The sequence below is a fragment of the Phnomibacter ginsenosidimutans genome (genome assembly GCF_009740285.1).
Lineage (GTDB): Bacteria > Bacteroidota > Bacteroidia > Chitinophagales > Chitinophagaceae > Phnomibacter > Phnomibacter ginsenosidimutans.
The window spans coordinates 3427380-3451720 of the sequence record NZ_CP046566.1 but is presented as its reverse complement, the minus strand read 5'-3'; the positions used below and the strand labels follow the sequence as shown (position 1 = coordinate 3451720).

At 46.6% G+C, this 24341-nt stretch carries 19 protein-coding genes; 17 read left to right on the top strand and 2 right to left on the bottom strand.

What is annotated here, in order from left to right; all coding sequences use genetic code 11:
• Positions 1 to 14: 14 nt before the first annotated feature.
• From recG to GLV81_RS14905, 4 genes are read left to right on the top strand one after another with little or no spacing between them, the layout of a single operon-like run.
• Complete coding sequence (recG, locus tag GLV81_RS14920) at positions 15 to 2126, top strand: ATP-dependent DNA helicase RecG (RefSeq protein WP_157479581.1); 2112 nt, start codon at positions 15 to 17, stop codon at positions 2124 to 2126.
• Positions 2127 to 2184: 58 nt separating this feature from the next.
• Positions 2185 to 2619 carry a DUF7948 domain-containing protein gene (locus GLV81_RS14915; protein WP_157479580.1) on the top strand — a complete coding sequence of 145 codons (435 nt, stop codon included), beginning with the start codon at positions 2185 to 2187 and terminating at the stop codon, positions 2617 to 2619.
• The gene (locus tag GLV81_RS14910; protein WP_157479579.1) at positions 2546 to 5845 is read left to right on the top strand and encodes a DUF7948 domain-containing protein; all 3300 of its coding nucleotides are present in this window, start codon (positions 2546 to 2548) and stop codon (positions 5843 to 5845) included. Before GLV81_RS14915 ends, GLV81_RS14910 begins: the two co-directional genes overlap by 74 nt.
• A gap of 13 nt (positions 5846 to 5858) precedes the next feature.
• Positions 5859 to 6911 carry a PorP/SprF family type IX secretion system membrane protein gene (locus GLV81_RS14905; protein ID WP_157479578.1) on the top strand — a complete coding sequence of 351 codons (1053 nt, stop codon included), beginning with the start codon at positions 5859 to 5861 and terminating at the stop codon, positions 6909 to 6911.
• Between the two features lie 223 nt (positions 6912 to 7134).
• Here GLV81_RS14905 and GLV81_RS14900 read toward each other — a convergent pair whose 3' ends face one another.
• Positions 7135 to 7332 carry a T9SS type A sorting domain-containing protein gene (locus GLV81_RS14900; RefSeq protein ID WP_197428437.1) on the bottom strand — a complete coding sequence of 66 codons (198 nt, stop codon included), beginning with the start codon at positions 7330 to 7332 and terminating at the stop codon, positions 7135 to 7137.
• Positions 7333 to 7532: 200 nt separating this feature from the next.
• On the bottom strand, positions 7533 to 9296 hold the full coding sequence (locus GLV81_RS14895) for an autotransporter outer membrane beta-barrel domain-containing protein (RefSeq protein ID WP_157479576.1): 1764 nt from the start codon (positions 9294 to 9296) through the stop codon (positions 7533 to 7535).
• A gap of 603 nt (positions 9297 to 9899) precedes the next feature.
• On the opposite strand from GLV81_RS14895, the gene mraZ reads away from it, so the two are divergent.
• From mraZ to ftsA, 13 genes are read left to right on the top strand one after another with little or no spacing between them, the layout of a single operon-like run.
• Positions 9900 to 10364 (top strand): division/cell wall cluster transcriptional repressor MraZ, encoded by a 465-nt coding sequence (gene mraZ, locus GLV81_RS14890; protein WP_157479575.1) that lies wholly within the window; start codon positions 9900 to 9902, stop codon positions 10362 to 10364.
• A gap of 11 nt (positions 10365 to 10375) precedes the next feature.
• Positions 10376 to 11347 (top strand): 16S rRNA (cytosine(1402)-N(4))-methyltransferase RsmH, encoded by a 972-nt coding sequence (rsmH, locus tag GLV81_RS14885; protein WP_157479574.1) that lies wholly within the window; start codon positions 10376 to 10378, stop codon positions 11345 to 11347.
• A gap of 56 nt (positions 11348 to 11403) precedes the next feature.
• Positions 11404 to 11760, top strand: coding sequence for an FtsL-like putative cell division protein (locus GLV81_RS14880; protein WP_197428435.1), 357 nt, complete (start codon positions 11404 to 11406; stop codon positions 11758 to 11760).
• A gap of 39 nt (positions 11761 to 11799) precedes the next feature.
• The gene (locus GLV81_RS14875; protein ID WP_157479573.1) at positions 11800 to 13899 is read left to right on the top strand and encodes a penicillin-binding protein; all 2100 of its coding nucleotides are present in this window, start codon (positions 11800 to 11802) and stop codon (positions 13897 to 13899) included.
• Positions 13900 to 13903: 4 nt separating this feature from the next.
• Positions 13904 to 15370 (top strand): UDP-N-acetylmuramoyl-L-alanyl-D-glutamate--2,6-diaminopimelate ligase, encoded by a 1467-nt coding sequence (locus GLV81_RS14870; protein ID WP_157479572.1) that lies wholly within the window; start codon positions 13904 to 13906, stop codon positions 15368 to 15370.
• 25 nt (positions 15371 to 15395) lie between these two features.
• Entirely contained in the window at positions 15396 to 16691 is a 1296-nt protein-coding gene (mraY, locus tag GLV81_RS14865; RefSeq protein WP_157479571.1) for a phospho-N-acetylmuramoyl-pentapeptide-transferase, read from the top strand.
• Positions 16692 to 16697: 6 nt separating this feature from the next.
• Positions 16698 to 17465, top strand: coding sequence for a Mur ligase family protein (locus GLV81_RS20600; protein ID WP_246186038.1), 768 nt, complete (start codon positions 16698 to 16700; stop codon positions 17463 to 17465).
• A 23-nt stretch (positions 17466 to 17488) separates the two neighbouring features.
• Positions 17489 to 18037: a Mur ligase family protein gene (locus GLV81_RS20595; protein ID WP_246186037.1), complete on the top strand. Its 549-nt coding sequence runs from the start codon at positions 17489 to 17491 to the stop codon at positions 18035 to 18037.
• A 30-nt stretch (positions 18038 to 18067) separates the two neighbouring features.
• Positions 18068 to 19324 carry an FtsW/RodA/SpoVE family cell cycle protein gene (locus GLV81_RS14855; protein ID WP_246186036.1) on the top strand — a complete coding sequence of 419 codons (1257 nt, stop codon included), beginning with the start codon at positions 18068 to 18070 and terminating at the stop codon, positions 19322 to 19324.
• Positions 19321 to 20424: an undecaprenyldiphospho-muramoylpentapeptide beta-N-acetylglucosaminyltransferase gene (murG, locus tag GLV81_RS14850; protein ID WP_157479570.1), complete on the top strand. Its 1104-nt coding sequence runs from the start codon at positions 19321 to 19323 to the stop codon at positions 20422 to 20424. The genes GLV81_RS14855 and murG overlap by 4 nt, the downstream gene beginning before the upstream one ends.
• Positions 20411 to 21832 carry a UDP-N-acetylmuramate--L-alanine ligase gene (gene murC, locus GLV81_RS14845; protein ID WP_157479569.1) on the top strand — a complete coding sequence of 474 codons (1422 nt, stop codon included), beginning with the start codon at positions 20411 to 20413 and terminating at the stop codon, positions 21830 to 21832. The genes murG and murC overlap by 14 nt, the downstream gene beginning before the upstream one ends.
• On the top strand, positions 21829 to 22872 hold the full coding sequence (locus GLV81_RS14840; protein ID WP_157479568.1) for a cell division protein FtsQ/DivIB: 1044 nt from the start codon (positions 21829 to 21831) through the stop codon (positions 22870 to 22872). Before murC ends, GLV81_RS14840 begins: the two co-directional genes overlap by 4 nt.
• 12 nt (positions 22873 to 22884) lie before the next feature.
• A complete protein-coding gene (gene ftsA, locus GLV81_RS14835; RefSeq protein WP_157479567.1) occupies positions 22885 to 24267 on the top strand; it encodes a cell division protein FtsA in 1383 nt (460 codons plus the stop codon).
• Positions 24268 to 24341: the final 74 nt, after the last annotated feature.

Here is a 24341-nt window from a genome sequence, read left to right as displayed (position 1 = left end):
TATTTTAGCCACGCATGCAGCATGGACCATCCATATTAGAATCGCCTATTGAATACCTGAAAGGCGTGGGACCGCAACGGGGCGATATGCTGCGCAAAGAATTGAACATCCACAGCTTTGGCGATTTGCTGGAGCATTTTCCGTACAGGCACATTGATAAAACACGGGTGTTTCCTATATCGGCCATAGCGCCGGGTATGGAAATGGTGCAGGTGCGGGGCATACTCGGAGAGCCGGAAGAAATAGGCGAAAAGGGTCGCAAAAGGCTGTCGGCTATTTTGCGGGATGGCACGGGAGAATTAGAACTCACCTGGTTTCAGGGCGTGCAATGGGTGAAGAAAATGCTGGTGCCCGGCAGGCAATATGTAGTGTATGGCAAAGTAGCCTGGTTTAAAAACCGACCCAGCATTACACATCCCGAAATAGAACCCGCCGATGAGGAAAATGTAGCAGGCCGAAATTTTCTGGAACCGGTTTATCCGACTACCGAAAAGCTCAAAACAAAATTTATAACGGGCAGGGCACTGGGCAAACTCACCGCTGCCTTGTTGCCGCAAATTTCTCCCCGTGATGTGCCCGAGTTTTTACCGGCATCTATTATGGCTGCGGGTAAGCTCATGCCGAGGTTTGAAGCGTACCGCAATATTCATTTTCCACCCGATCAGGCGAGTTATGATGCGGCGCTGCGCCGGTTGAAGTTTGAAGAATTGTTTGTGCTGCAAATCAAACTCAATCAAGTAAAAATCAAACGCCATCAGTTGAGCAAGGGCGTCATCTTTCATCAGGTGGGGGCGTTGTTCAATGAGTTTTATGCAAATCATTTACCCTTTGCACTCACCAATGCGCAAAAACGGGTGATTAAAGAGATACGCACCGACTGTGGTCGTGGCCATCAAATGAACCGCTTGCTGCAAGGCGATGTGGGCAGTGGCAAAACCATTGTGGCCTTGCTCAGCATGTTGTTGGCCGCCGACAATGGTTTTCAAAGCTGCCTGATGGCACCCACGGAAATACTGGCGCAGCAACACTTTGCGGGCATTAGCCAATTGCTGAAAGACATGCCCGTTACGGTGGCCTTACTTACGGGTAGTGTAAAAGCCGCCGAACGCAGGAAGATTTTACAACGGGCTGTTGATGGAGAAATTCATATCCTCATTGGTACCCATGCACTCATAGAAGACACGGTGCAATTCAAAAACCTCGGTTTTGTGGTGATTGATGAACAGCATCGTTTTGGGGTAGAGCAGCGCAGTAAGCTGTGGCAAAAAAATGAGATACCACCGCATGTATTGGTGATGACGGCAACACCCATCCCCCGTACACTCAGCATGAGTTTGTTTGGCGATCTGGATTGCTCGGTGATGGATGAACTGCCGCCCGGCAGGCAACCCATTACCACGGTGCATCGCTACGAAAGCAGCCGTCACAATGTGCTGGAATTTGTGGGCGAAGAAATTCAGAAAGGCCGGCAGGCATATATCATTTTTCCGCTGATAGAAGAAAGCAGCAAACTGGAATATGAAAACCTGATGCGGGGCTATGAAAATGTGAAAGCATTTTTTCCAGAACCGAAGTTTTACATCAGCATGGTGCATGGGCGCATGAGTGCCGAAGAAAAAGACACCAACATGCAACGGTTTGTAAAAGGCGACACTCAAATTATGGTGAGTACAACTGTAATTGAAGTGGGGGTAAATGTGCCGAACGCCAGTGTGATGGTGATAGAAAGTGCCGAAAAGTTTGGTTTGAGCCAATTGCACCAGCTGCGGGGCAGGGTGGGCCGCGGCAGCGAGAAAAGCTTTTGCATTTTATTAACCGGCCCCAAATTAACCTCCGACGCCCGGGAACGGTTAAAGATTATGTGTGAAACCAACGATGGTTTTCGCATAGCAGAGAAAGACATGGAGCTGCGCGGCCCCGGCGATATTGAAGGCACCCGCCAAAGCGGCATGCTCAATTTTAAGCTGGCCTCCATCATGCACGACAAAGCATTGATGGAAGCAGCGCAACGTATGGCAGAGAATTTGCTGGAAGAAGATGTGGAACTAATGAAGCCGGAGCATGCAGCTTTGCGTCAACACTTGTTGGCCAAAAAAGGAAAAACGTTCTGGTCGAAGATTTCCTGATAAGAAATAACGTCCCTTTTACGTTTGTACACGTAACTTGATTATCACTTTGAAACACTTGAAACAACTATACCTTTTCCTCATTGGAACGATTGTGTGCAGCATGGCGGTGCAGGCACAAAGTTTTGAATACATTCAAAACAAAGGACAGTGGCACAGCGATGTACTCTACAAAGGTGAGCTCACCAATGGTGCTTTTTTTCTTAAAAAACAAGGCTACCGTGTGTTGCAGCATCAGCCAGAAGAGCTGGCTGCTATTAAGGCTGCTTTTACTGGTCATGAATTAAATGCAAACAGCAAACAGCCCACTACAGCAGCCAATCAAAATGGAGCACTAGAAGATGTATCTGGAGGCGGCGAAGTGGGAAGCCAACCCACCATGCTATTGCATTCGCATGCCTATGATGTCACTTTTGTAAATGCCAATACAAAGGCACAGGTACAAACACAAAAGCAGCAAGCCCGGCTACTACAACTTTATTTTAGGCAATGATCCTGCACAATGGAATGGCAATATTCATGCTTATGGTGAAGTGTGGATGAAAGGCATGTATGCAGGTGTAGATGTGCGGTATTACAGCGAAAATGGTTTTTTGAAATATGATTTGGTTTTGCAGCCCAATGCCCGCCTGCAAGACATACAAATTGCGTACTCCGGCGATGTTCGTTTGTCATTGCGCAGCAATGGCGATTTGCTGGTCAAAACTTCTATTGGAGAAGTAGTGGAGAAGGCGCCTGTGAGTTATCAATTGCTGAATGGTGTACGCAAAGAAGTACCTGTGAAGTATGTACTCAATGGCAATACCGTCAAACTCAAATCCAGTGGCTACGATCCATCTCAAACACTAATCATCGACCCCACGCTGGTGTTTTCTTCTTTTACAGGCAGCGCCTCCGACAACTGGGGTTATACGGCCACCTACGATGCAGGTGGCAACCTGTATGCGGGTGGCATTGTTTTCGGCAATAATTATCCTGTAACTGCCGGTGCTTTTCAAAGAACATTTGCGGGTGGTAATACACAAACCGGTGAAGACAGAGGTTTTGATATTGCCATTATGAAATTTAATGCCACTGGTACGCAGCGGGTATATGCTACTTATTTAGGAGGCTCTGCAAACGAGCAGCCCCATAGCCTGATTGTAGACAATGCAGGCAACCTGGTGATGGCCGGAAGAACAACCTCCAATAACTATCCCTCAACAGCTCGTATTGGTACAGGCGGCAGTTGGGATATTGTGGTTACCAAATTAAATGCAGCTGGCAGTGGTTTGGTGGGTTCTATCGTCATGGGTGGTTCTGGCGATGATGGAGTCAATATCAAACACAAGTATACCGGCTCTATAACGGCCAATAGCTTGATGCAAAATTATGGTGATGATGCACGGAGTGAAGTAATGCTGGATGCTGCCGGCAATATTTTGGTGGCGAGCTGTACCCGTAGTACCAATTTTCCGTTATCTGGCAATGCCATACAATCTACACTATCTGGTGAGCAAGATGCATTGTTGCTGAAATTTCCACCGAACCTCTCGGGCAATACATTTGCTACTTTGCTGGGCGGCTCTGGTGATGATGCTGCCTATGTTGTAACCATCGGACCAACCGGCAATATTTACGTTGGTGGTGGTACAACCAGTGCCAATTTTCCGGGTAATAAAACGGGTACTGTAGGGCCTGTGTACAGTGGTGGCCTGGCAGATGGTTTTGTGGCGGAAGTAACGCAAGATGGCAGCACTTTAATTCGTTCCACTTTCATTGGCACTGCAGGTACAGATCAGATTTATGGTGTGCAGTTCGACCGCTTTGGTTTCTTCTATTGCATGGGTACCTCTACCGGCTCATTTGCGGTGCGTAATGCAGCTTTTTCACAAACAGGTGGCAAACAGTTCATCGCAAAACTGACCAACGATTTAAGCAGTTGGGTGTATAGTACGGTGTTTGGCACCAATAGCACAGGTCCCAACATTAGCCCTACTGCATTTCTGGTAGACCGTTGCGAAAATGTATATGTAAGCGGTTGGGGTGGAGCTGTAATTACGCCTAGCACAGGCGGAACGCAGTTTGCCGCAGGCGGCACTTTGGGTATGACGATTACGCCTGATGCAATTCAATCACAAACAGACGGACGTGACTTTTATTTCTTCGTCATGGAAAGAGATGCTACACGTCAGCTATTTGGTTCTTTTTTTGGGCAAATCACATCGTCAACCATTGCCGGTGGTGCTGACCACGTGGATGGTGGTACCAGCCGCTTCGATGCAGCAGGTGCCATCTATCAAGGCATTTGTGCAAACTGCACACCCGGCCAGTTTCCTATTACACCCGGTGTGGTGGGGCCTACCAATCCTTCTGGCGGTTGTAACCAGGCTGTTATAAAAGTCAACTTCGATTTATCGGGTATCCGCAGTGGTGTAAAATCATCCATTGGTAGCGTTGATGGAGATACTTCTGGTTGTGTACCTATCACTGTGAGCTTCCGCGATACCGTTGCATTGGCCCGTTCTTACGAATGGGATTTTGGAGATGGCACACGCATTACCACAACCAATAACAATGTATCACACACTTACACTGTAGTTGGCCAGTATCGGGTTCAACTGGTATCGGTGGATAGTACCAAATGTTACCCCAGAGATACTAGTTATGTTACCATTCGCATCCGCGATGATATTGCCAGCGTTCAGGCGGCGGCTACTAAATTGTCGCCCTGCGAAAGCAATGCATATCGTTTCGATAATCTGAGTGTGCCTTTCACTGGCAAACCATTTAAGTCGAATTCTTTCACGTGGATTTTTGGTGATAATTCGGCACCGGTGGTGGCAGGTACTGCACCTGTAACCCATGCTTTTCCGGGAGCAGGCACATACAATGTGCAACTCATTTTAACGGACACCAATTATTGCAATGCGCCAGATACTTTTCGGCTGCCGCTGCGGGTGAGCCCGTTGGTAGATGCACAGTTTACAACACCGGCTACGGGTTGTGCTCCTTACGAAGCCTTCTTCCAAAACAATAGTTTGGGTGGGCAGCAATTTTTCTGGGACTTTGGCGATGGTACCAACAGTACGGCGGTCAGTCCTGTAAAAACCTATGCGGTACCGGGTACTTATCGTATCAAAATGATTGCGATTGATAGCAGTACCTGCAACATCATTGATTCAACGGAGCAAACCGTTATAGTGTCTGGCAAACCCACCGCTGACTTTAGTTTCACTCCTGTGCCCTCACAGGAAAACATACCGACTACTTTCACCAATTTGAGCACCGTGGTACCCCGGTACAAGTGGTTTTTTGGCGATGGTGACTCTTTGCTGACATTTAGAAGAGATACTTTAGTACGTCATCAGTATAACCAAACAGGTACTTATAATGCTTGTTTAATTGCCATCAATGAATTCGGTTGTACAGATACCATTTGCAGACCCGTACCAGCCATTGTGAATCCATTGATAGATGTGGTTTCAGCATTTACACCCAATGGTGATGGTGTAAATGACAGGGCCGTGGTGTTTGGTTTTGGTGTGGCCAAAATGACTTTTAGAATTTACAATCGATGGGGTCAGCTTATGTTTGAAACAGCCACACCCCGAACAGGTTGGGATGGCAATTTCAATGGTAAGCCTCAACCAATGGATGCCTACGGCTTTACATTGGAAGCAGAAATGGTATCGGGTGAAAAAGTGAAACGGTCGGGTAGTATTACATTAATCAGGTAAAAGCGGGATGGATATGCAGCGAATTTTACAACAGATAGAAAAACAACGTACAGCTATTGTAGCTGTTTGTTGTTCGGTATTTTCCATCGGCTTGCTACCACATACTGCGCAGGCACAAGATCCGCATTTCAGCCAGTTCATGAACAATCCTTTGCTCACCAATCCTGCCAACACAGGTTTCAATCCCGACTTTGATTACCGGATTGGAGGCAGCTATCGCAATCAGTGGTGGGGCCTGCCGGTGCCGTATAAAACCATGAGCATTTGGGGAGATGTACAGGTGATGAGAGACCGCTTTACCAACGGATGGCTGGGGCTGGGCGGTGTGCTGCTTCGAGATGTAGCCGGATCAGGTAATCTTACTTCCACCAAGGCCTATGGCAGCATTGCATGGCATCAAGAGTTGGGCATCAACAGTTTGCTTTCTGCCGGTTTCAATATTGGCATTGCTTCTAAGCGAATAGACATTGCCAATTTTACCTGGGAGAACCAGTGGAATGGTAAGTTCTTTGATGCCAACCTTACCAGTGGCGAGGCTTTTGCCTATTCACAAATTGGCTATCTCGATTTGCAGGCTGGTTTAAATTATGCATGGTTTCCTTCTGATAAGTTGTACGTGAATGCAGGTGTGAGCATGCTACACCTCAACAATCCGAGAGAATCATTTTTCAACGATGCTTTGAGCAATAACCGGGTTCCTGCCCGCTACAATTCATTCATCAATGCCAGTATAAAACTCAATGATCAATGGATTTTGAATCCAAATGTGTACTACAGCTATCAAAGTGGTAGCAGTGAGTTGGTGGGAGGTATGATGGCCCAATATAATTTGGGTGAATATGGCGAGCAGCAGGTGATTGGCGGTGCTTATTTACGAGCAGGCGATGCGGCCATTGCAATGATTGGAATGCAATGGAAAGATGTACGCCTCACCGTAAGTTATGATGCTACCACTTCTGCTTTAAAGCAGTTTAATAACGGCAACGGAGCGTTGGAGTTTTCGCTCATTAAGTTTGGCACTTTCAGTGGAAGAACGCCAAGAGCAAGCCGCTGTCCTGCCTTCTAATCCGTACATTCCATTCGTTCATCTATCGCTACGATTTCATTTGCTCATTCAAAGCAAACTGTTTGTTGTGCAATCAAGATTTGACGTCTATTACAAGTGCATGTCAATCGGGTAAGAATTATAAGCCGTCGTTTTTTAATCAGCTTCATAAGGTGTACAAAAAACAAAGGGCCAGCCATTGCTGGCAGCCCTTTGCATTGCGAAATGATGTATCAAAATCTTACTATTGTTTCATCAGCTTTTGTACTGTACGCTGACCATCTTGTGTTTGAATTTGCAAGTACAAAATACCTGCTGGCATGCGGCTTACATCTACAGAAACCTGAGACATACCTTGCTGAACAGCTTGCTTATTGGTCATCAGAATACGACCTGCAGCATCTGCAATACTGTAAGTGATTTGCTGACCGGTAGCAAGCATACAATTCAACACGAACATTGCTGCTCACCATTGTAGGTTTTACAGCAATAATGCGGCTGCTGTTTTGTTTGCCATTCAGCATGCTTACTGTTCTGCTATAAGTGCTTTTGCCCATTTTATCAGTCATAAACAAGCGGTAGAATATAAGACCGCTGTGGCTGCTCTTGTGTTGGAAGCTATAGTTGCTGCCGGCTGCCTTTTTAATATTGCCTATGGCAGTAAATGATGTGCCGTCGGTGCTGTATTCGATGGTGAAACCAAGCTACTTCATCATTATTGGCTACGCTCCAAACAAGCTGGCTGATGCCATTGCCGAGCATATTGCCATCAAAGCTGTTGAGCGTAATCGGAAGCGTAGATGTACCCAACAAGAAAGAGCAGGCAGTACAACCAGTGGTTACATTGGCGTTGCCTTTGTTGGTGCTGTTGAAGCTGTTGCCAACACTTACGCCAGAACCTGGAATACATACTTTCAATGTGGCGTCGTTAGTGATAGGCTGGAAGCCATTGTTTTGGGTGTTGATACGACCGCTTGGGCCATACAAACCAAAGCAGCCAGCACCAGGTCCCATTACCATCACGTTTGCCTGATTGTTTTCGTCGTATACGCTTGTTTCAACAGTGGCACCTTGTGCCATTTCAATGAAAGAAGAGCTGCGGGTTACCATTGTTCTGCTGGTAAACTGACCACCGTTTACCAAGGTAAAGCCATTACCATTCATGGTGAATGTACCATTCACAATCAAACGGCCTGTAGAACCGATGAACAAACGACCCTGTGAATTCATTTGTAAGTTGCCGTTTACAGTTACAGTACCGTAAATACGCATGTTACCGCTGTTCAGGGTCAAATCGCCATTGATAACAGAGGTTCCGCCATTGGCTACAAACATATTTGAAGCACTATTCAGTTGGCTTGAAGGCAAATTCACTGTTGAGTTTTGATCTACCACAAATGTTGAGCCGTTGTTGAAACCTACATTAGTGAAGGTAAATGTGGCATTTTTTGCTACAAAGGTTGTAGCTGCGGTAGTCATGTTGATGCTGAGGTTATTAGCTGTTCCTGAGCGGCTGGTAATGCCGGCTACATACAAACCGTATGACTGACCATTGCTGGCAGCTGAAGTACTTACTACAGGAAAATTGTAGAAGTATTCTGCAGGTGCCAGGCGAATACCGATGGCAGCCCAGTTGCCGTTCATGTCGGTCATGCGGGCACTGTTGTCATAGGTATTCAAAGAATAACTAATCGTTGAACTTAAATCTTCATTGTCTGCATGATGAGAGCTTAATACAGTCCAACCAGCTTCTTCATCACCATCAAAATCATTTTCATCGTTAGCAAAAATACCCAGCATACCTGTGCCAGCTACTTCAATAGCGCCAGCAACGGTGGCAGTGGCTGTATTGCTATTACCAACCACGGTTTGAATGCCAGCAATGGCGTCAGCAGCATTTGTGCCTGTTACTTCTACACCCAACAATTCCAACACCTGAATGGTGCAGCTTCTTCTCTCTTGGCCTGTACCAGTTCCGGGAAAGTTTACTGTGAAAGTGCCGTTGTTAACGGTTGAGCCAGTGTAGGCACGAAATACAGTTACGCGGTGACTATTGCCACTATAGGAAGTAGTTGAAACTTGCGTCCAGGTAAGACCTGCGCCAGTTGCACTTGTAGGGGCTGCAGAGCTATTAGAGTTAGAAGCAGTACCAGAACTATTGGTTACAATAGCCAGCAATACAGAGCCAGCTCTTGGGGTAAAGTTTCCAGATGTGTAAGTAAAACCATCGCTGCCAAATTCGTCGTGTTCAATTTCACGAATGCTAATTTGAGCTTGCGCAACTGCTCCGGTGAGCAGCAACATAGCCAGCACTACAATTGTGCGGAAGGGATTTTTTAGGGTGATCATGCTTGCAACAGGTGCGAAAGGCCCCCGCTGCTCCAGCAGCATTCTCAGAGTTTGCATTTCTTTTTCGGTTTTGTCCTTGGCAGGTGGGTTAAACCTGGCCGGGTTGGTTAAGCGGGTTAAGGCTATTAACTCAGATCAGTGTAGTGGGAGGTGAATCTAGGGTGTAGTGGGTTAGGGTTGGCAGGGTGTAGTGTCTAGGGCTTTGGAGGTGTAGTAGGGTTTGGGTAAGGGCTTGTAGTATTTATATGACAAAATTCCATGTTGCAACTTAAATGACCAAACATTGGAGCAGCTTTTTTTGACATATGTCAAATTTTAACAGTTGCGGACCGCAACTAATTTTCAATCAAACGGCCAGCAGAAAGAAGAATTCGTCGCAAAACCACCTGTCAATACACAGCTGTGTACAATTGCCGATTTTCTAAATCATTGAATTACAGTGTATTTGCTGACTGTCGCTGTTGTTTTTTGACTGTATACACAGTATATCCACAGTTAATCCACAGGTATCCACATTCAAACTGTCATTTGTACAGCTGAATCCATTATAAGAGATTGATGTACAAGTATTTATATCTGTGGAAAAGTGGGGGATTTTCATTTGGTGTTAGAAAGTGGGAAAAAATGTTATTTTGTGTAACCAAGTGGTAAAACATTCAAATGGCAGGATTTCTCGGAGAATATGAAGCAACAGTGGACGCTAAAGGGCGTTTCCTGTTACCTGCCGGCCTCAAAAAGCAGATGCCGGAGGGCACCACTACGCTGGTGATCAACCGGGGTATGGATGAATGTCTCTGGATGTACCTGCTTGACGACTGGAAAAAAGTAGAAGACCGCCTCCGCGAAGTGAACCCTTACGACAGCCGTGAAAACCGGATGGTGCGCAAAGCCCTCATAGCCGGTGCGGTGTACGTAGAGTTCGATTCTGCCGGCCGCCTCAACTTGTCCAAAATCCTGTCAGAATACGCTGGTCTCGAAAAAGACATCGTGCTGGCAGGTGACATTGATAAAATCGAGATCCGGGATAAAACCAAATACAATAAGCTCTTTGAATCACTGACTCCTGAAAAACTCAGTGGTATGGCTTCGGCAATTTTAGGTAGCGGTTCTTCCACTCAGGGCTAAAAGCAAGGGGTATGGGAAAGAAAAAACGCCAACAGGATGCCGACGCTGCCAGCAACGCAGCCGAAATGGGGGGCAATAGCTACCACATTCCGGTGATGTTGAAAGAAACCATTGAAGCCCTCAACATACACCCCGACGGGGTTTATGTGGATTGCACTTTTGGCGGTGGCGGACACAGCCGTGCCATTCTTAGTCAGCTGGGCCCCAAAGGCAAGCTCATCGCCTTCGACCAGGATGCGGACGCTGCGGCCAACCTGCCCGCCGATTCCCGCATTTTGTTTGTGCCAGAAAACTTCCGCTACATGCACCGTTTTTTACGGTTACACGGTGCATTGCCTGTGGATGGCGTACTGGCCGACCTGGGTGTAAGCAGCCATCAGTTTGACGAAGCCAGCCGGGGTTTCAGCTTTCGCTTTGATGCGGAACTGGACATGCGAATGGACCAGCGCCAGCCCAAAACTGGAGCTACAATTATAAATGAATACAATGCTGCAGCCTTGCAAAACATGTTTTCTATGTATGGTGAAGTGACCAATGCCCGCACCCTTGCCGCAGCCATTGTGCAAGAGCGAAGCAAAAGGCCACTGCAAACCATTCAGGATTTACTGACGGTGCTGGAGCCGCTGGCCAAAGGAAACCCCAACCGCTACTACGCACAGGTTTTTCAAGCCATTCGGATAGAAGTAAACGAAGAGCTGGCCGTGCTGAAAGAGTGGCTGGAGCAATTGCCGCTGGTGTTGAAGCCCGGCGGAAGGGTGGCTGTCATCACCTTTCACTCACTGGAAGACCGATTGGTAAAACTGTTTCTGCGGGACGGCACTTTCAGCCGCGAAGCAGATCCGATTTACGGACATAGCAGCGCATCACCATTTGAGCTTATGAGCAAAAAGCCGATTGAAGCCAGTGCTGAAGAAGTAAAAATGAACGACAGAAGCAGAAGTGCCCGACTAAGGGTAGCCGCCCTGAAAGAAGGAGCAAAGTGAACAAAGCAAGCAAGAACTGAAACAATATTACTAACCCTGTAACACAAACGAAACGAGTGCAAGAAACGGCCGCCGGACAAAAACCAGCCAAAACTAATTGGCGCAAATGGCTGCAAGGCCAATGGATGGTACAACATGTGCCCTTCATCTTTTTCCTCGCCATACTTGCCGTACTCTATATCGGAAATGGGCATTACGCCGACAACAATATTCGCAATACCGGCAAAGCCACCCGGGAACTGAAGCAACTGCAATACCACTACAAAACATTACAAGCCGAACTGATTTACCGAAGTAAAGAAAGCGAGTTGGCCAAAGCAGTAGAGCCACTCGGATTACAACGAAGTATGGAGCCCCCCGCTCAACTACGTACCGATTCGCTACAAACATCTTCCAATCCCCCGACGCCATAGATTTAAAACATTTACTGATTCAACTGAACCGCCACTTTCATGGAAACCAAAAAAGAAATACTCATCCGCACCTACCTGGTCTTCATGGTGTTGGTGCTGGTGTGTCTGGCGGTGTTGGGCAAAGTGGCTTATATACAGTTGGCACAAGGAAAGTACTGGCGCAGCATGGCCGATAGTGCCCATATTCGTTTTGAATCGATTGCTGCAGAGCGGGGTACCATTTACAGCGAATCAGGCGAAGTGCTTAGCACCTCTGTTCCGGAGTTTGATATCTATATCGATTTTCAAGCCGATGGTTTGATTGAAAAAGAAGGGCAGCTCTATCATCAGTATGCCGATTCATTGGCGATTGGTCTGGCCAAACTCTTCAAAGACCGTACAGTAAAAGAATACAAGAAACTGCTCGATAAGGGCTTTCGCAGCAAAGACCGATTTGTGTTACTCAAGCGGAAAATTTCATTTGCCGACTACGAAGACCTCAAAAAATTGCCCCTGGTAAAACTGGGTAAAAACAAAAGTGGCTTCATTGCCGTGGTGCGGATGAAACGCCTCTATCCTTATAAGTTACTGGCCAACCGTACCATTGGTATTGCCCGGGAAAACAACAAAGTAGGGCTGGAGAAAAAATATGACCAATACCTCGGTGGTACCGATGGCAAACGCTTGGTGCGCTACATCGCTGGTGGTGCAGGTGTACCTATTGAAGGCACCGATCGGGAGCCTCAAGATGGTAGTGATGTAGTGACAACGCTGGATGTCAACATTCAAGAAATAGCGCAGCAGGCTTTGCAGAAAATGATGGTGGAAAATGAAGCACTGCGTGGCACCTGCATTGTAATGGAAGTAAAAACCGGAAAGGTAAAAGCCATAGCCAACCTCGGTCGTCAAAGTGATGGTAACTACTGGGAAGATTACAACTATGCACTCTCTGCCAGTGAGCCCGGCTCTACCTGGAAACTGGTAACACTCATGGCGGTGTTGCAAGACAAAAAGGTGACGCTGAACAGCGTAGTTGATTTAGAAGGTGGTCGTTGGCCAGTAGCTGGTCAGGTGGTGTTTGATAGTGAAGTGCATGGCATGCATCAGGCTACCATTCAGCAATCATTTGAAAAGAGCAGCAACGTAGGCATGGCCAAATTGACCTACTATCATTACGGCAATAAGCCTGCTGAATTTTTACAGCATTTGCACAACTGGCGTATGGATTCAATTACAGGTATCGATTTACCTGGTGAATCTCGTCCCAGTATTTATAAGCCCGGTAGTCGGCATTGGAGCAATACCACATTGCCATGGATGGGCTTTGGCTACAACCTCACCATTACGCCTATGCATACAGCCATGCTCTACAACGCTGTGGCCAACGGTGGCAGAATGATGAAGCCTTATGTAGTAAATGCTTTGCTGAAAGATGGTAAAATAGTACAGCAATACGAGCCCGTTGTATTGAATGCTCAAATAGCAGACCGCGAGGTAATTGCTCAGGTCCGCCAAAGCCTGGAAGGCGTAGTGCTGAATGGTACAGGTCGTGGAATGAAAACCGAAGCGTACACTTTCGCCGGCAAAACAGGTACCTCATTGGTAGCCGACAAAGGCATCACTTATGCCGATAAAATGTACCAGTCTTCATTTGCCGGTTATTTTCCTGCCAACGATCCGCAGTACACCATTGTAGTGGTGATTCGCAACAAGGCGCATGCTGCTAAGTTTTACGGTGCTTCTGTAGCAGGACCTGTGTTTCGAGAAGTTGCTGACCGCATTTATGCTACCCATTTGTTTAAGCAACCACAGGTGCAACCCGGCAAAGCGGACAGTACTTCTTTTCAACTCTATGCACGTCAGCAAACGCTGAAAAAACTGGCTGGCTTTTTTGGCTGGCGCATGAGCGACAGCAGCGCCAATAGCATGGTAGCCTTGTTTGAAAATAGCGCAGGTAAAGGGAAGGTTTTACGCAGCGCAGATAAACAAGATGCGGCTATGCCACCTCTGCAAGGTGTAGGCTTGAAAGACGCACTAGCAGTATGTGAGGAAAAAGGTTTGATGGTAACGGTAGCAGGCAGGGGCAAAGTAGTGGCGCAATCTATTTTACCCGGAACACCCATCAGCAAAGGACAAACCATTCATCTACAATTGAACTAAACAAGTGAAAACACTTCGCAACATATTACAAGAAGTTGAGGTGCTACAGTTGACCGGCAATGCTGATCAGTCTGTGGCTGGTTTGGCTATTGATAGCCGTAAAGTGAAGTCTGGCTTTTTGTTTGCGGCTATTGTAGGCTGGCAGCAAGATGGTCACCAGTACATCAATACAGCCATTGCAAATGGTGCTACCGTTGTATTGTGTAGCACTTTGCCCTCAACGCTGGAAGAAGCAGTGACCTATGTGTTGGTAAAGAATACATCTGAAGCACTGGCGATTGTTGCCAATGAATTTTTCAATCATCCATCTGCAGCAGTAAAGCTGGTAGGTGTAACAGGCACCAACGGAAAAACAACGGTTGCTACTTTGTTGTTTCAACTGTTTACTGCATTGGGCTACAAATGCGGCCTTATTTCTACCGTTAAAAATCTGATAGGTGATGAAGCGTACACCGCAGAACATACCACGCCCGATGCCATCAGCCTGAATGGTTTGATGCGGACGATGGTAGATGCGGGTTGCACTCACGTGTTCATGGAATGCAGTAGCCATGCTATTCATCAGCATCGCATTACAGGTCTGCATTTCGATGGTGCGTTGTTTACCAACATCACCCACGACCACCTCGATTATCACAAAACATTTGATGAGTACATCCGGGTGAAGAAAGCCTTCTTCGATGGTTTGTCTGCCGATGCATTTGCGATTAGCAATGCCGACGACAAACGCGGAACCATTATGCTGCAAAACTGCAACGGACGCCGCTTGATGTATGCGCTGAAAACAGCAGCTGACTTCAAAGGCAAGATTGTAGAAAACAACCTGACTGGTTTAATCATGGATATCAATGGCAAGGAAGTACACTTCCGCATGATTGGCGAGTTCAATGCTTACAATCTGCTGGCTGTGTATGGCGCTGCTGTAAACCTGGGCGAAGATGCCGATCAGGTGTTGGCGGTGCTCAGCAATTTGCATGGTGCTGAAGGCCGTTTTGATTATACCGTTTCAGCCAATGAAAAAGTAATCGGCATTGTAGACTATGCACATACGCCTGATGCATTGCTCAATGTACTGGCCACTATTAAAAAGTTGCAGCAAGGCAATGAGCAGGTGATTACAGTAGTTGGCTGTGGTGGCGACCGTGATAAAACCAAACGACCACTGATGGCTGCCGCTGCTTGTGAATACAGCACCAAGGCCATCTTGACCAGCGATAATCCACGCACCGAAGACCCGCAGGAAATTTTGAACGATATGCTTCGGGATATGAAGAGTGAGCATAAACGCAAGTGCGTGGTGATTGCCGATAGAAGGGAAGCAATTCGTACAGCCATCATGCTGTCTCAACCCGGAGATATCATTTTGGTGGCAGGAAAAGGCCACGAAAAATATCAAGATATCAACGGAGTGAAACATCACTTCGACGACAAAGAAGAACTCATCAACAACTTTCAGGAACTCAGTAAATAATTAACAACCGAACAACCAACCAGCTATGCTCTACCACCTGTTCAATTGGCTTCACAGCGAGTTTGACCTTTCGGGTGCCGGACTGTTTCAGTTCATCACCTTTAGGGTGGCGTTGGCTGTTATGTTGTCGTTGGTAATCACCACCGTTTTTGGAAAACGCATCATCAAGCGTTTGCAAAACATGCAGGTGGGCGAAGCAGTACGTGAGCTCGGTTTACCCGGCGAAGTTGACAAAGCCAACACACCAACCATGGGTGGCTTTATTATTTTGCTGGCCATTTTAGTACCCACTTTGTTGTTTGCCAAAATTGAAAACATCTACATCATACTCATGTTGCTTGTAACGGTGTGGTGTGGTATGATTGGTTTTATTGACGACTACCTGAAACTCCGTGCCAAGCGGATAGCGAAGGCAAAAGGTATCCAGTATAAGAAAGCCGATGCCGATGGTTTGGCTGGTAAGTTTAAAGTAGCCGGACAAATAGGCTTGGGTTTGATTGTTGGCGCCACCTTGTACTTCAATCAATCGGTAGTGGTAGAAAGAGAAGTGGTGGGCACCAACCAACAGGTAGTGCTTCAATCTAAAGAACGGCTGGTAGGTGAAACCGTAAAAATCATTGATGGTGAAGAACACCGTTTTGTAAAAGTACAAACGCCTATCACTACCATTCCTTTTGTAAAAGGACATGAATTCAACTACGCCAAGTTGCTGCCAAAAACATGGGAAGACTACACATACATTCTGTACATCATTGTAGTCATCTTCATTATTACAGCGGTTAGCAATGGTTCAAACATTACTGATGGTTTGGATGGATTGGCCACAGGCGTGTCGGCAATCATCGGTGCAGTATTAGGATTGTTTGCTTACACGAGTGGTAACATCCGCTTTGCCGAGTATCTCAATATCATGTACATACCCAACCTGGGTGAGCTCTCCATTTTCATTGGTGCTTTCATAGGAGCATGCGTAGGCTTCTTGTGGTACAATGCATATCCCGCACAAGTATTCATGGGCGACACAGGTAGTCTGGCATTGGGCGGCATCATTGCTTCACTGGCCATCATTGTGCGTAAAGAATTACTCATTCCTATTTTCTGCGGTGTATTCCTCATTGAAAATCTGAGTGTGATTCTGCAGGTATCCTACTTCAAATACACCAAAAGAAAATACGGTGAGGGGCGGCGCATTTTTCTCATGAGTCCGCTGCATCACCACTATCAAAAACTCGGTTACCACGAAAGCAAGATTGCGGTGCGGTTCTGGGTTATCACACTCATTCTGGCCATCTTCTCAGTGATTACACTCAAAATGCGATAAACGAAATTGGGTAAACAACTCATCATATTAGGTGCAGGCGAAAGCGGTGTTGGTGCAGCCATATTGGCGAAGGCCAAAGGATACGACGTGTTTGTATCTGATGGCGGAGCTATCAGCAAACCTTACGAGGCTGAATTGATGCAGCATGGCATTGCTTATGAATCTGGTTCGCACAGCATGGAACGGATACTGCAAGCTGATGAAGTAGTGAAGAGCCCCGGCATTCCTGAGAAAGCTGCCGTAGTAAAAGCCATTCGTGCCCGAGGCATTCCGGTGATTAGCGAAGTGGAATTTGCATACCGCTACAAAGGCGATAGCAAAATCATCGGCATCACCGGTAGCAATGGTAAAAGCACCACCACCTCACTCATCTATGCTATTTGCAAAGCAGGAGGGTTGGATTGTGCACTGGTGGGAAACATTGGTTATTCCATTGCCCGTCAGGTAGCCATCGATCCAAAGCCTTTGTATGTAGCCGAAATCAGCAGCTTTCAGTTGGATGACATCGTTACGTTTCGACCTGACATTGCCGTGTTGGTCAACATCACGGAAGACCATCTCGACCGTTACAACTATCAATTTGAAAACTATATCAATGCGAAGTTTCGCATCACCGAAAATCAGCAGCCGGGTGACTATTGCATCTACTGCGCCGACGATGAAGTAACCGTAGCTAACCAACATAAATTCAGTAACCTAACTAACCTATTGCCATTCACCATGAAAAAGAAGTACGCCAGGGCGCTTATATCAAAGACGAGGAGATGCTCATAAAAGTAAAGGAACAAGAAGTAAGGATGAGTATTCACGACTTCGCATTGAAAGGAAAACACAATCAATACAATACTATGGCTGCGGGGATTGCTGCAACGGTGCTGGACATCAGGAAGGACAAGATTAGAGAAGCCATTCAAACATTCGAAAGTCTTGAGCATCGCATGGAGCCCGTAGCTACCATTCGTGGTGTTGAATACATCAACGATAGCAAGGCTACCAACATCAACAGCACCTGGTATGCATTGGAAAGCATGACCAAGCCAACGGTGCTCATTTTGGGTGGTGTAGATAAAGGCAATGACTACACCGTGATTGAAGATTTGGTTACAGAAAAGGTAAAAGCAATTATCTGCATGGGTGTAGACAATGCTAAAATACATGAAGCGTTTGCAGGTAAAGTACCAGCGATTGTAGATGCAGATAGTGCAAAGGCAGCGGTAATGGCAGCATACAAACTGGCGGAGAAAGGTGATGCAGTATTGCTCTCTCCTGCATGCGCCAGCTTCGATTTGTTTAAGAACTACGAAGACCGCGGAACACAATTTAAAATGGCCGTAAAAGAATTGTAATTGGGCGCCTGGAAAAACATATCGGATGAATTGAACCTGGGAGATTTCTCAGCAGGCAAACTCTTGTTGCTGTCGGGCAAAACTCGTGGTGACCGGGTGATCTGGAGCATCGTGGCCGTACTGGTAGTCATCAGTTTGCTGGCCGTGTACAGCTCTACCGGATCGCTGGCATACAAGCAAAACAAGGGCAATACCGAGTATTATCTTTTCCGTCAGATTACGTTTATTGTAATAGGTGTTGGTGTTATCTACTTCACCCACTTGGTTGATTACCGTTTCTTCAGCAAAGTGGCGTTGTGGTTGTACATCGCTTCCATTCCGCTCTTGCTGTATACCTTATTGTTTGGGGCCAATCTCAACGAAGCCAACCGTTGGATTAAGCTCCCATTAATCAATCTTACTTTTCAAACTTCCGACTTTGCACGTCTGGCTTTGTTCATGTATTTGGCAAGACAAATCAGCCGCAAGCAAAATGTGATTACTGATTTTAAGAAGGGCTATCTGCCCATGTTGTTGCCCATTGGCATTACCTGTTTGCTCATTGCACCGGCCAACCTCAGTACTTGTTTGCTCACTGGTGCTACGGGTTTGTTGGTGTTGTTTATGGGTCGTGCTTCTATCAAGCATTTGTTGTTGACGATCGGCATTGCTGCTATTCCTGTGGTGATGCTGATTGCTGCTGCTGTGTTTACACACAAGTCAGAAGCAGCAACAGTAGCAGCCAATAACGAAAGCGGAGTGGTGCAGAATATCCGCAAGCAAGGGCGGGTAGGTACATGGGTAAGCCGCATTCAGGATTTTATCTATGCCGAAGGCGATGCCGTTCCTTATCAGGTGCAACAAGCCAAGGTAGCTATTGCTAAAGGCAGCTGGATTGGTCTTGGCCCCGGCAATAGTGAACAGCGCAACTTTTTACCCCATCCGTACAGCGATTTTATTTACGCCATCATTATCGAAGAGTATGGCTTTTTGGGTGGCATGCTGATGGTGTTTTTATACCTCGCATTTCTCTATCGCTGCATTCGCATTGTGGGCAAATGTCCTTATGCATTCGGAACGTTTCTGGCGTTGGCACTCGGTGTTACGCTGGCCATTCAGGCCATCAGTAACATGGCGGTCAACGTAAATATAGTGCCCGTTACAGGTGTTACCCTGCCCCTCGTAAGTATGGGTGGTACATCCTTTTTGTTCACTTGTTTTTCTATTGGCATCCTGCTCAGCATTGCCCGCAATATTGAGCAACTCGAAGGCAAAGAAGAACCAGCAAAAGCGGAGGTGGCAGCATGAGTAAGGCAAGAATCATTATAGCTGGTGGCGGTACTGGTGGCCATATTTTTCCTGCAGTAGCGGTGGCCAAAGCCATCAAAACATTGCAGCCCGATGCCGACATTTTATTTGTTGGTGCCAAGGGTAAAATGGAAATGGAAAAAGTACCACAAGCTGGTTTCAATATTGAAGGATTGGACATCGCTGGATTCAACAGAACGCATCTCTGGAAGAACTGGTCGTTGCCATTCAAGCTCATCCAAAGTTTTTGGCAGGTGCGTAGCATCTTCAAACGCTTTCAACCAACAGCCGCGTTTGGTGTAGGTGGTTACAGCAGTTTTCCGGTGCTGAAGTTGGCACAGCAAAAAGGTATTCCCACTTTCCTGCATGAGAGCAATGCCTTTGCAGGAAAGGCCAATCAAATGCTGGGTAAAAATGCCAGCAAAGTTTTTGTAGCGGGTGCAGGCATGGAAAAATTCTTTCCTGCCAGCAAACTGATGATTACCGGAAATCCGGTGCGCAAAGAAATTGCGGCGCCACAAAAAGATGCCGCTGCAGCCCGCCAGCAGTTTGGCTTGCAGCCCAATGTGCCGGTAGTATTAATCATCGGCGGCAGCCTGGGAGCAAGAAGCATCAATCAGGCTATCGAACATAACCTGCCTGCATTGCTGCAATCTGGTTGGCAGGTGATATGGCAAACCGGTAAGCTGTTTGAAGCTGAAGCGAAAGCTGCCGTAGCCAATAACCCACAAGTGTGGACGAGTGCATTTATTGAAGACATGAGTGCTGCGTATGCAGCTGCAGATATAGTGGTGAGCAGGGCAGGTGCCATGAGTGTAGCAGAGCTGTGCATAGTAGCCAAGCCTGCAGTGTTTGTGCCTTTCCCGTTTGCTGCAGAAGACCATCAAACTGCCAACGCTATGCAATTGGTAAATGCCGGTGCTGCTGCCGTGGTAGCCGATGCAGATGCCAAACAAACACTAGTGCCTACTGTACTCGAACTCATGCACAACGAACACACACGAAACAACATGCAGCAGCAACTGAAGCAACTGGCACGGTTGGATGCTGATACCATTATTGCTAAAGAGATATTGAATACGATACATGCTATCGCTTAAAGACATACAACGCATCTACTTCATCGGTATCGGTGGCATTGGCATGAGTGCCATTGCCCGCTTCTTCCTGCACAAAGGCGTGGTAGTGAGTGGATACGATAAAACCGAAACCACACTCACAAAACAGCTGAGTGAAGAAGGTGCATTGATTCATTATACAGATGAGGTAGCGCTGCTGGACAAAGACGTTCAACTCGTAGTGTACACGCCTGCTATTCCTGCTCAGCACGAAGAGTTGAACTGGTACCGCAACAATGGTTATAAAGTAGTGAAGCGCAGCGATATTTTGCAAATCATTACTGCCGATAGTTTCAATATCTGCATTGCCGGTACGCATGGCAAAACCAGCATCAGCACTATGGTGGGCCACTTGCTGCGCCACACCGAGTATGGTTGCAATGTGTTTTTGGGCGGTGTGTCTGTCAACTACGGCACCAACTTCTGGGGCAGTGAAAACAACGTGTGTGTAGTAGAAGCCGATGAGTTCGACAGAAGCTTCCACAAGCTGTCGCCAGATATCGCGGCCATCACTTCGATGGATGCCGATCACCTCGATATCTACGGAACGGTAGAAGCCATGGAAGATGCTTTTGTAGAGTTTGCACAACGTATTAAATCAGCTGGTGTACTCATTCGCAAAAAGCAATTGAAGCGGTTGGATGAAGCACCGATTCAACGGCAGCTCACGTATAGTTTGATTAACGAACTATATACACATGATTGTGGCGATGATTGCCACAGCCATGATGATATACCGGCTGATATTCATGCAGACAACATTCGCATTGAGCAAGGTGGTTATTTGTTTGATGCGTATGTGGCTGGTCAGTGGATTCGCAATGTGCAGCTGAATATTGGCGGTATGCACAATGTAGAAAACATGCTGGTTGCAATTGCAGTAGCGAAAATGTTGCGTATTGCCGATGATAAAATCATTGCAGCAGTAGCTGATTACAAAGGGGTGAAGCGTCGCTTTGAATACCTGTGGAATAATCAATCGACCGGCACACAAGTAGCTATCGATGATTACGCACATCATCCGGAAGAACTGCGGGCATTGCTCAACAGTGCCAAACAATTGTATCCTGCACTCGCCATGACGGTGGTGTTTCAGCCGCATTTGTTTAGCCGCACCAAAGATCATGCAGCAGCCTTTGCCGAAGTGCTGAGCATCGCCGACAGAGTAGTGTTGTTGCCCATTTATCCGGCCAGAGAATTGCCCATGCCCGGTGTAACCAGTGAGCTCATAGCTGCAGGTATGCCCAAGGATAAAGTACAGGTATTGACGAAGGAAGAATGGATGGCCGATTTAGATATTCATCAACCCGAAATGCTGGTAACAGCAGGTGCTGGTGACATAGATACATTACTGCCGTTGGTAAAAGAAAAACTGTATAACAGCAATTGAGTAAAAGAAAAATATATCGCATACTGGGCAACACAGTTTGGTTGCTGCTGATAGCAGGAGTTGTGGTACTCATGTTTACCAGCATGCAGGTGCGTGAAACAAAACCCTGCGCCGGTGTTATCATCAATATTGATGCTGTAGAAGGCAAAATCTTTATTGAAGAAAAAGACGTACGCAACATGCTGGCAGCATCAGTTGGTGGCAACCTGAAATCAGATATCCATCAGTTTGATTTGCGCAAAATGGAAGAGCGACTGCGTAAAGAAATCTGGATACAAGATGCACAGTTGTATGTGGACAATGAAGCGGTGTTACATGTGAATATTCAGGAGCGGGTACCGCTGGCCAGAATTTTTGATACACAAGGTTCTACTTTCTATATAGACAGTGCCGGTATGCAGTTGCCCATCAGTAGAAGCGACCGCGCCGAAGTGCCCGTATTTACTGGTTTGCCAGCATTGAACAACAATAATAAAGCAATGCACAAGCAAGCCATTGCAGCAGTATTGAAAGTAGTGTCCGCTATGCAGCAAGATGAGTTTTGGGATGCACAGGCTGCACAAATTGAATACTTGCCTGGCAATCGTTTTGAGTTGTATCCTGCCATTGGTTTTCATACGGTAGACTTGGGCGATACCAGCGATATGAAAAACAAACTGCAACGATTGAAACTGTTTTACCAGCAGGTAATGGCGAAGCAACCCATTGATGCGTATTCACGGATTAGTGTGGCTTTCAAAAATCAAATTGTGGCATCGAAAGGCGCCGACAGTTTGCGTAGTGTAGATGCCGCACAGGCATTGAAACTTTTCAATCAGTTGGTAGAGCAAAGCAAGAATGAAGTAAATGCTACTGCTATTGAAATGACTGCCGGACAAGGACGGATTGTACAAGAAGCAGAAACCGGTATCAAAACAGAATTGCCGGTAACAACCAACAACAAAACACCTGCTGCCAACAATAAACCTATCACACCAAAAAACAATGATTCAGTCAAAACCCCGAAAGCGATTTTATCACCCAACAATAACAACAACTAAAACACGATCTATATGAGTAACACGAATCCCATCATTGTAGGCCTTGATATAGGCACTACCAAAATTGCTGCTATTGCCGGCCGCAAGAATGAGTATGGAAAGCTGGAGATTCTTGGCTTTGGTAAAGCCAGCTCCAACAACTCAGTACAGCATGGCCAGGTACTCAACATCGACAACGCTGTATTGGCGGTAAAAGAAGCCATGGCCGCTTGTCGCCAGAGCAACCCCAGCCTCAACATTAGCGAAGTGTATGTGGGCATTGCCGGCCATCACATCAAAAGCTTGCAAACCCGGGGCGATCTCGTTCGTCAGGAAATGGAAATGGAAATTTCTCAGGCTGATGTAGATAAACTGATTGCTGATCAGCGCAAAACCTACATCCCTGCAGGCGATCAAATTATCGACGTTATTCCGCAGGAATTCAACGTAGATAATTTTCAAAACATTAAAAATCCTATTGGCTACAGTGGTGTAAAACTGGGTGCCAATTTTCATATCATCACTGGTGATAAATACGCTATCCGTAACATCACCCGTGCTGTAAACCGCAGCGAACTCAGCATCAAAGACATTGTGCTGCAGCCCCTCGCTTCTGCCGATGCTGTTATGTGTGATCATGACCTCGAAGCAGGTGTTGCCATCCTCGATATTGGTGGCGGCACCAGCGACCTCGCTGTTTTTCACGAAGGCATATTGAAGCACACTGCGGTGATTCCTTTTGGTGGCGAAAACATCACCAACGATATCAAAACCGGATTGGGTGTACTCAAGAGCCAGGCAGAAGCCATGAAGGTGCAGTTTGGTAGTGCACTCAGTCAGGAAGCAAAAGCAAATGCCATCATTACCATCCCCGGAATTCGTGGTATGCAGCCCAAGCAGGTAGGTGTAAAAACCTTATCACAAATCATTCAGGCCCGCATGAGTGAAATTCTCGACTTCGTAATTTATCACCTCAAGCAAGTAGGCATGGACAACAAGCAGCTCAATGGCGGCATCATCCTCACAGGTGGTGGTTCGCAGCTCAAGCACTTGTTGCAGCTCACCGAGTATCAAACCGGATTGAATGCCCGCATTGGTTACCCTAACGAGCATTTGAGCAGCGGTTACATTGATGAGCTGACCAAGCCAATGTATGCTACCTGTATTGGTTTGATTTTAAAAGGCTACTCAGATTTCGAACGGAAGAAGAAAGAATTCGTGACGTCGAACGCAGAGTTTTCAATTAAAGTGCCCGAGCAGTTTAAAGCACCGGAAGTGACCATCGTAACCGATGAGTTTCCTGAAGAAACACCAGTACCTCCTGCCACCATGGAAGGTCGCAAGAGCATCTGGGATAAGCTCAAGGATTCGATCTACGACATCTTTAAAGAAGAGGACGATACAGAATTAAAATAATCACCCTCCCCATATATCCATTCGTTTTTTACTTACTAACCCGCCTGTGAAGAAGGCAACAAAAAACAAACATT

Excerpts from the sequence above, each read along its gene's own strand:
- GLV81_RS14900 (WP_197428437.1), bottom strand. The coding sequence starts at position 7,332 with ATGCTTGCTACCGGTCAGCAAATCACTTACAGTATTGCAGATGCTGCA.
- murG (WP_157479570.1), top strand. The coding sequence starts at position 19,321 with ATGAGTAAGGCAAGAATCATTATAGCTGGTGGCGGTACTGGTGGCCAT.
- GLV81_RS20595 (WP_246186037.1), top strand. The coding sequence starts at position 17,489 with ATGAGTATTCACGACTTCGCATTGAAAGGAAAACACAATCAATACAAT.
- GLV81_RS14895 (WP_157479576.1), bottom strand. The coding sequence starts at position 9,296 with ATGCAAACTCTGAGAATGCTGCTGGAGCAGCGGGGGCCTTTCGCACCT.
- GLV81_RS14905 (WP_157479578.1), top strand. The coding sequence starts at position 5,859 with ATGCAGCGAATTTTACAACAGATAGAAAAACAACGTACAGCTATTGTA.
- ftsA (WP_157479567.1), top strand. The coding sequence starts at position 22,885 with ATGAGTAACACGAATCCCATCATTGTAGGCCTTGATATAGGCACTACC.
- GLV81_RS14910 (WP_157479579.1), top strand. The coding sequence starts at position 2,546 with ATGCCAATACAAAGGCACAGGTACAAACACAAAAGCAGCAAGCCCGGC.
- GLV81_RS14875 (WP_157479573.1), top strand. The coding sequence starts at position 11,800 with ATGGAAACCAAAAAAGAAATACTCATCCGCACCTACCTGGTCTTCATG.
- rsmH (WP_157479574.1), top strand. The coding sequence starts at position 10,376 with ATGGGAAAGAAAAAACGCCAACAGGATGCCGACGCTGCCAGCAACGCA.
- recG (WP_157479581.1), top strand. The coding sequence starts at position 15 with ATGCAGCATGGACCATCCATATTAGAATCGCCTATTGAATACCTGAAA.
- mraZ (WP_157479575.1), top strand. The coding sequence starts at position 9,900 with ATGGCAGGATTTCTCGGAGAATATGAAGCAACAGTGGACGCTAAAGGG.
- murC (WP_157479569.1), top strand. The coding sequence starts at position 20,411 with ATGCTATCGCTTAAAGACATACAACGCATCTACTTCATCGGTATCGGT.
- mraY (WP_157479571.1), top strand. The coding sequence starts at position 15,396 with ATGCTCTACCACCTGTTCAATTGGCTTCACAGCGAGTTTGACCTTTCG.